This window comes from Paraburkholderia sp., from assembly GCF_035948235.1.
GTDB lineage: Bacteria > Pseudomonadota > Gammaproteobacteria > Burkholderiales > Burkholderiaceae > Paraburkholderia.
Window position 1 is genome coordinate 1 of the sequence record NZ_DASZJJ010000125.1, and the last position, 6,486, is coordinate 6,486.

Here is a 6,486-nt window from a genome sequence, read left to right on the forward strand (position 1 = left end):
TGCGAAAGCAGCGGCGTCATGAACAATGCCTGGCAATGCTCACGAAAATCCGCCGAGACATAACCGACTCTCAAACGGCGTCCCTGCAAATCGCCCGGTGTGTGCGGGAAACGCTTCTCCCGCAAAGGGGCTTCGTGTTGCGCCGACCAGCGACGCGCCTGAGCGAGTATCGCTTCGGGTGTGGACGACTGGAACGAGAGCGCGTAAAGCAGATTGCTGTGCGCGGTGAGATTGTCCGGATCGCTCTTGATGGCGCGCTCGAAACACGCGACGCCCTCATCGAGTTCGCCGCGATCCTTCAAGACGTTGCCAAGGTTGTTAAGCGTGGGCGAATGCTCCGGCGCAAGTTCGAGCGCCTTGCGCAACAGCGCGCACGCCCTGTCGTGATGACCCAGCGTGCGCTCCAGGTTGGCCGCATTATTCCAGGCATCGACGAAATCGGGCCGCACGCGGATGGCAGTTTCGAATGCGTCCATCGCCGCTTTGTGCTCGCCCAGTTCGCGGCACACGTTGCCGAGATTGCTGGCCGCTTCGGCGTGGGCAGGATCGATCGTCAGCGCATGCCGATACTGCGCCTGGGCCTCGCGCCGCTGACCTAGCGCATGGAGCGCGTTGCCGTAGTTATAGGCCGCGTGCGCGAAGTCCGGCGCAAGCTTCAGCGCGCGTTCCAGCACATTTGCGGCACCTTGCGGATCGCCTTCGTCGAGCAGCAGCGCGCCGAGATTCACCAGGGCCGTCGTCGAATCGGGCGCGATTGCAACGGCTTCGCGCAGCAACGCCAGTGCCCGCGTGTGCTCTCCTTGCGAGCGCAGCAGCGTGCCAAGATTCACCAGCGCTTCGACATTGCCCGGCTGCACTGCAAGCGCGCGCTCATACGCATCTCGCGCGCGCGCTGCTTCGCCGAGCAAACGGCGGCAATTGCCGAGATTGTTGAATGCATCGGCGCGCTGCGGATCGCGTTGCGTCAGCGCTTCCCATGCCTGCGCTGCATCGTGGTGCGCGCCCTGCGCCTGTAGCGCGCTGGCAAATCCGAACCAGTGATCGGGATCGCTCGCGTCCTCTTCCAACAGCGTGCGATACGCCGAGGCGGCATCCGCGTAGCGATGCGCAGACGCATGAGCCTGCCCTAACGCTTCGCGATAGCGTCGATTACCAGGCTCGATTTCGAGGGCTCGCGTAAGCCCGACGATGGCATCCTGAAAGCGCCCCTGCTGGAGCGCGATCACCGCGAGCCGGAAACGCGCGGGGCCGTGCAAAGGGTCGAGTCCGACGATGCGGCTATACACCTCGTGGGCGGCAGCGAAATCGCCGGCAATATGCCGTTCGTGTGCCAGCTGGAAAAGTTCTTCGATCTGCATCCGGACGCACGGGTCGATGAGCAAAACGCCCATTGTAATCGGCCAATGTGTCCGGCATCGGATGCGCAAAGACGATGTTGACGATACGAAACTCGAACTCGCGAAGCGTCTGGGCGCGACGGTAACGGTGAACGCGAAAACCACCGATCCGGCCGCCTATCTGAAGAAGGAAATCGGCGGCGCGCACGGTGTGCTCGTCACGGCTGTTTCTCCGATCGCGTTTTCGCAGGCACTCACTCGGTATGGTGCGGCGTGGCGGCACGGTTTCGCTCAACGGCCTACCGCCCGGCGATTTTCCACTGCCGATTTTCGACATGGTGTTGAGCGGCGTGACAGTGCGCGGTTCGATCGTCGGCACGCGGCTCGACCTGGAAGAATCGCTGGTGTTCGCGCAGGAGGGCAAGGTCAAGGCCACCGTCAGTACCGACCGGCTCGAAAACATTAACGACGTGTTCGCCCGCATGGAACGCGGCGCGATCGAGGGCCGCGTGGTGCTCGACTTCGCCAACTGAAGTTGCGCACTGAAGCCCTTATTCATGGCAGAAAATGCAAAGCGCCGGGGCAATCCATCGCCCCGGCGCTTTTCTCAATCAACCGCGATTAACGCGTCATCCCGCGATATCCACGCCTACCAACGCCTTGACGTCGACCGGCTCGGCCAGCCAGCCGCCGATCTTGCTGCGGAACGCCACGTAGTGCGCGCTCTCGCGATGCGCCTGCACGGCGGCTTCATCCACATAGGTTTCGTAGAGGTGAAAACCCGGCGAACCATCCGCGCGACGCAGCAGGTCGTAGCGGCGGTTGCCCGCTTCCTTGCGCGTCTGCGTCACCATGTGACGCAGTTCCGCCTCGAGGTCGGCAACGTGCTCAGCCTTCGGCGTGAGGCTTGCAAAGAGATAGATGCTCATCAAGATATCCTTATCGTCAATGAAATTTCCGATCGGCAATTTCTGTAACGCAGCTTAGCCCTTGTAGCGTTCGAGCCAGTGCGCGTACGGCGCCGGCAGCGTCCACGCCGCGCGATCGACCTTCAGTTCCTGGGCAGCGAAGTACGGCCAGTGCGGGTTGGCCAGGTGTGCGCGGCCAACCATCACCAGATCGAGCTGCTCCGAAGCGACCGAGCGCTCGGCCCGTTCGGGCGTGCCGATACCCCATGCCGACGACACCGGCAGACCAGCGGCGCGACGCACCTTCTGTGCGATCGGTGCGAGGAAGGCCGGCGCCCACGGGATCTGCGCGGTCGGCGTCGAAAAACCGACGCTCACGCTCAGCATATCCAGACCTTCGCGTTTGAAGTTCTTCGCAAGCTCGATCGATTCGGCAAGCGTCTGCTCGTCGCGGCCATCGTATTCGATCACGCCAAAACGCGCCGTCAGCGGCAGATGTTCCGGCCAGACCTTGCGCACAGCGGCGAGCGTTTCCAGAAGGAAACGGCTGCGGTTTTCAAGGCTGCCACCATAGGCATCGGTGCGCTGGTTCGAGTGCTCCGAGAAGAAACTTTGCGCCAGGTAGCCGTGGGCGAAGTGCAGTTCGAGCCATTCAAAGCCCGCGTCCAGCGCACGCTTCGCCGCCGCGACGAAGTCTTCGCGCACGCGCGCGATGTCGTCGTGCGTCATTTCCTGCGGCACCTTCGGCAGGTTCGCGCCAAACGGAATCGCGGACGGCGCGATGGTCTGCCAGCCGCGTGCATCGCCTTCGGCGATATGGTCGTCGCCTTCCCACGGACGGTTCGCGCTCGCCTTGCGGCCTGCGTGTGCGATCTGGATACCCGGCACCGAGCCCGCAGCCTTGATGGCGGCGACGGTCGGCGCGAAGGCCTTGGCCTGCTCGTCATTCCAGATCCCCGCGCAGCCCGGCGTGATACGGCCTTCCGGTGACACGGCCGTTGCTTCGACGATCACGAGGCCCGCGCCGCCGCGCGCGATCTGCGCGTAGTGGACATGGTGCCAGTCGTTGATCATGCCGTCGTTGGCCATGTACTGGCACATCGGCGGAACCGCGATGCGGTTGCGCAAGGACACATCTTTGAGCTTGAACGGTTCGAACAATGCGGACATCTACTGCACTCCTTGATCGGTGCGAGCCGCGCATAGCATCCGCGGCTCGCACTCTTGAAAAACGGGTGACTCATGCGGGCCGCCACCGATGCGACCCGGGCTGGACTAAAAAATCGGGATTTCCTTTACGCACGTTTCGTCACGGCGAGCGACAAAAGCCTTCCTTGCGCCGCCAATCGCGCGGCGCGCAGAGTTGCGTAAAGGAAACGGAGATAAGGTGCGGTTACTTCTTGCCCAGCAAAGCGAGGAGCGCCTCGGCGGTCGGCTCGGACGAAGCGGGATTCTGGCCGGTAATCAGCAGACCGTCGGTTGCGACGTGCGGCGCCCAATCAGCGGCTTTCGAATAATTGCCGCCGTTCGCCTTGAGCATATCCTCGACGAGGAACGGCACCACATCGGTCAGTTGCACCGCGTCTTCCTCGCTGTTCGCGAAGCCGGTGACATTCTTGCCGGCCACGATCGAGCGGCCATCCGCGCCCTTGACGTGACGCAGCACGCCGGGCGCGTGACACACAGCCGCAACCGGCTTGCCTGCCGCAAGGGTCTTTTCGATCAGCGCGATGGACTGCGGGTCTTCAGCGAGATCCCACAGCGGGCCGTGGCCACCGGGATAGAACACCGCGTCGTAGTCGTTCGCGTCTACATCGGCGAGACGTTTCGTATTGGAAAGTTCTGCGCGCGCGGCGGCGTCGCCGTCGAAGCGGCGCGTTGCATCGGTCTGCGCCGAGGGATCGCTGCTCTTCGGGTCGAGCGGCGGCTGGCCGCCCTTGGGCGATGCCAGCGTGATGTTCGCGCCAGCGTCGCGCAGTGCGAAATAAGGCGCGGCAAATTCCTCGAGCCAGAAACCCGTCTTCTTGCCCGTGTTGCCGAGTTCGTCGTGCGAAGTCAAAACGATCAGTACGTTCATCGATGTTTCCTTTAGTCGATGATGCCGGGCGCTCGCGCGCCCATTGAAACCGGCCTCTATTAGACCGGTCGTCTAGTTACTTGCCGCATGACACGACTCTTCATAACGACGCCAACTCACGGGCGTCTAAACGATGATGTCATGCCGATGTGGCGTTGGTGTTGCGTTACCGGTCAGGCCCGCAAGCCTGCCATCAACCGGCGCGCGGCAGATTCAAAAGCTGCCGCGTTGTGACCATCGCGGCGTCCAGCGGGCGGCGGTCGCGGCGGATCTTCTCCATCAGCGTCGCGCCCAGCCACAGTTCGTAAAGCGTTGCCGCTGTGGATGACGCATCGTTTATGCCAGTGAGTGAACCGTCGGCGCAGGCTTCGTCGATACAGACCGCGATGCGCCGGACAATCTCTTCGGTGCCGCGGCGCAGCACCGCGCGCATCGGTTCGGACAGGTCGCTCACTTCCGCGCCCAGCTTCACCGCGAGACACTTGCCGTCGGGGCCGTCCGCGCACTGCATCACGCGCCATTCCTCGAAATACCCCATCAGTCGATCGACCGGCGCGCCGCCCCGCTGCACGAGCTGCTCTTCAAGGCGTTCCTCATACCCGTCGAAATAAGACGTCAGCAATGCTTCGCCGAACGCCTCTTTCGAGCCGAAATAGTGATAGAACGACCCTTTGGGGACGCCCGCGGTCGCGAGGATCTCATTGAGACCGACGGCCGAAAAACCCTTGCCCAGAATGATGGGCATGGCGGTATCGAGGATGTGTTGCCGTACTTCGACGGCTGGCGCTGCGTTCATGGGGTGTCATGTTACAGGCGGATTAGACCAGTCGTCTAGTAATCCCCCGACTCATGAAGTGGCTTTATGCACCGGTTTAACGCACCGACCCGCCGCACGCGTTTGCACACTATAAAACGCGCGTCGGCTGAAAATTTCGCATCGGAATCTCACCACCAGGAGAGCCATCCATGTCGTTACGTACCCTGCTTTGTTACGGCGATTCGAACACCCACGGCACGAAGCCGCTCAACCTGCCGGGCGTCCTCGAACGCTTCGGGCCAGCCGAGCGCTGGCCGGGCGTGCTGGCAGCCGCCCTCGGCGACGGCTGGCAGGTCATCGAGGAAGGTCTGCCCGCGCGCACCACGGTTCACGACGATCCGATCGAAGGCCGCCACAAAAACGGACTCGCGTACCTGCGGCCCTGTCTGGAGAGCCACTTGCCGATCGACGTCGTCGTGCTCATGCTCGGCACCAACGATCTCAAGACGCGCTTTTCCGTCACGCCCGCCGACATCGCCAACTCCGTGGACGTGCTGCTGGAAACGCTGCTCGCCTGCCGCGCGGGACCGGGCGGCGCGACGCCGCATGTGCTGCTGATGTCTCCCGTGCCGATCGAGGAGATCGGCTTTCTCGGCGAGATTTTCACGGGCGGCGCGGCGAAATCGCGTCTGCTTGCGCCGCTCTATGAACGCGTGGCCGTGAAGTTTGGCTCCGCGTTTCTCGATGCGGGCGAATTCGCCAGGGTCAGTTCGACCGACGGCATTCACTACGAAGCCGATCAACACCACAAACTCGGCAACGCCGTGGCGCAGACCGTGCGACAACGGTTCGGCGCCTGAACGTTTCGGAAACGCGCGCGCTTTTCCGAAGCGAAACAACCGCCGCCAAAAAGAAAAACGCCGCCGGGCGCAAACCCAGGCGGCGTTTTTTTGCGTGTCCCGCATTAGATGCGGGACCAGCGAGATGCGCGAATCAACGCGACATCATGTTCATGGCGACGTTGTGCATGACCCACAGCGTGCCGATCACGACGATCAGCACCGTCATGGCCGTGAAGCCAAATGCGGTCACGTTCCAGCGTTGGCCCGACGACGTGTTCATGTGCAGGAAGAACACGAGGTGAACCACAATCTGCACGACTGCCAGCGCAGCCAGGCCGAGCAGCGCGGTTTCACGCGGGAAACCGCCATGCAGGACCAGCCAGAACGATGCGGCCGTGAGCACCACCGCCAGGATGAAACCGGCCACATAGCCGCCGAAGCTGCCGTGGCTTTCTTCTTCGTGGATAGGATGAGCACTCATTTAAATCACGCTCGCAAGGTAAACAAAGGAGAACACGCAGATCCAGACGATGTCCAGAAAGTGCCAGAAAAGGCTCAGGCACGA

General features: G+C 62.6%; 7 protein-coding genes and 2 pseudogenes. 2 read left to right on the plus strand and 7 right to left on the minus strand.

Features of this window, described 5'->3' with window-relative positions; genetic code table 11:
* A partial coding sequence (locus tag VG320_RS11155; RefSeq protein WP_327200168.1) for a tetratricopeptide repeat protein occupies positions 1-1,358 on the minus strand: 1,358 nt, incomplete at its 3' end.
* Between the two features lie 73 nt (positions 1,359-1,431).
* On the opposite strand from VG320_RS11155, the pseudogene VG320_RS11160 reads away from it, so the two are divergent.
* Positions 1,432-1,870, plus strand: a pseudogene (locus tag VG320_RS11160) (zinc-binding dehydrogenase); the annotation flags it as partial.
* Between the two features lie 96 nt (positions 1,871-1,966).
* Here VG320_RS11160 and VG320_RS11165 read toward each other — a convergent pair.
* The 4 genes from VG320_RS11165 to VG320_RS11180 form a co-directional block, all read right to left on the minus strand.
* The gene (locus VG320_RS11165; protein WP_327200169.1) at positions 1,967-2,266 is read right to left on the minus strand and encodes a putative quinol monooxygenase; all 300 of its coding nucleotides are present in this window, start codon (positions 2,264-2,266) and stop codon (positions 1,967-1,969) included.
* Positions 2,267-2,320: 54 nt separating this feature from the next.
* Positions 2,321-3,415, minus strand: coding sequence for an NADH:flavin oxidoreductase/NADH oxidase (locus VG320_RS11170; RefSeq protein ID WP_327200170.1), 1,095 nt, complete (start codon positions 3,413-3,415; stop codon positions 2,321-2,323).
* 223 nt (positions 3,416-3,638) lie between these two features.
* The gene (locus tag VG320_RS11175; protein WP_327200171.1) at positions 3,639-4,322 is read right to left on the minus strand and encodes a type 1 glutamine amidotransferase domain-containing protein; all 684 of its coding nucleotides are present in this window, start codon (positions 4,320-4,322) and stop codon (positions 3,639-3,641) included.
* Positions 4,323-4,515: 193 nt separating this feature from the next.
* Positions 4,516-5,118 carry a TetR/AcrR family transcriptional regulator gene (locus VG320_RS11180; RefSeq protein WP_327200172.1) on the minus strand — a complete coding sequence of 201 codons (603 nt, stop codon included), beginning with the start codon at positions 5,116-5,118 and terminating at the stop codon, positions 4,516-4,518.
* Between the two features lie 170 nt (positions 5,119-5,288).
* Between VG320_RS11180 and VG320_RS11185 the strand changes: the two genes are divergently transcribed.
* Positions 5,289-5,939: an SGNH/GDSL hydrolase family protein gene (locus VG320_RS11185; RefSeq protein WP_327200173.1), complete on the plus strand. Its 651-nt coding sequence runs from the start codon at positions 5,289-5,291 to the stop codon at positions 5,937-5,939.
* 133 nt (positions 5,940-6,072) lie between these two features.
* On the opposite strand, the gene cyoD is transcribed toward VG320_RS11185, so the two are convergent.
* On the minus strand, positions 6,073-6,402 hold the full coding sequence (gene cyoD, locus VG320_RS11190) for a cytochrome o ubiquinol oxidase subunit IV (RefSeq protein WP_327200174.1): 330 nt from the start codon (positions 6,400-6,402) through the stop codon (positions 6,073-6,075).
* Positions 6,403-6,486: pseudogene (locus VG320_RS11195) on the minus strand (cytochrome O ubiquinol oxidase); the annotation flags it as partial.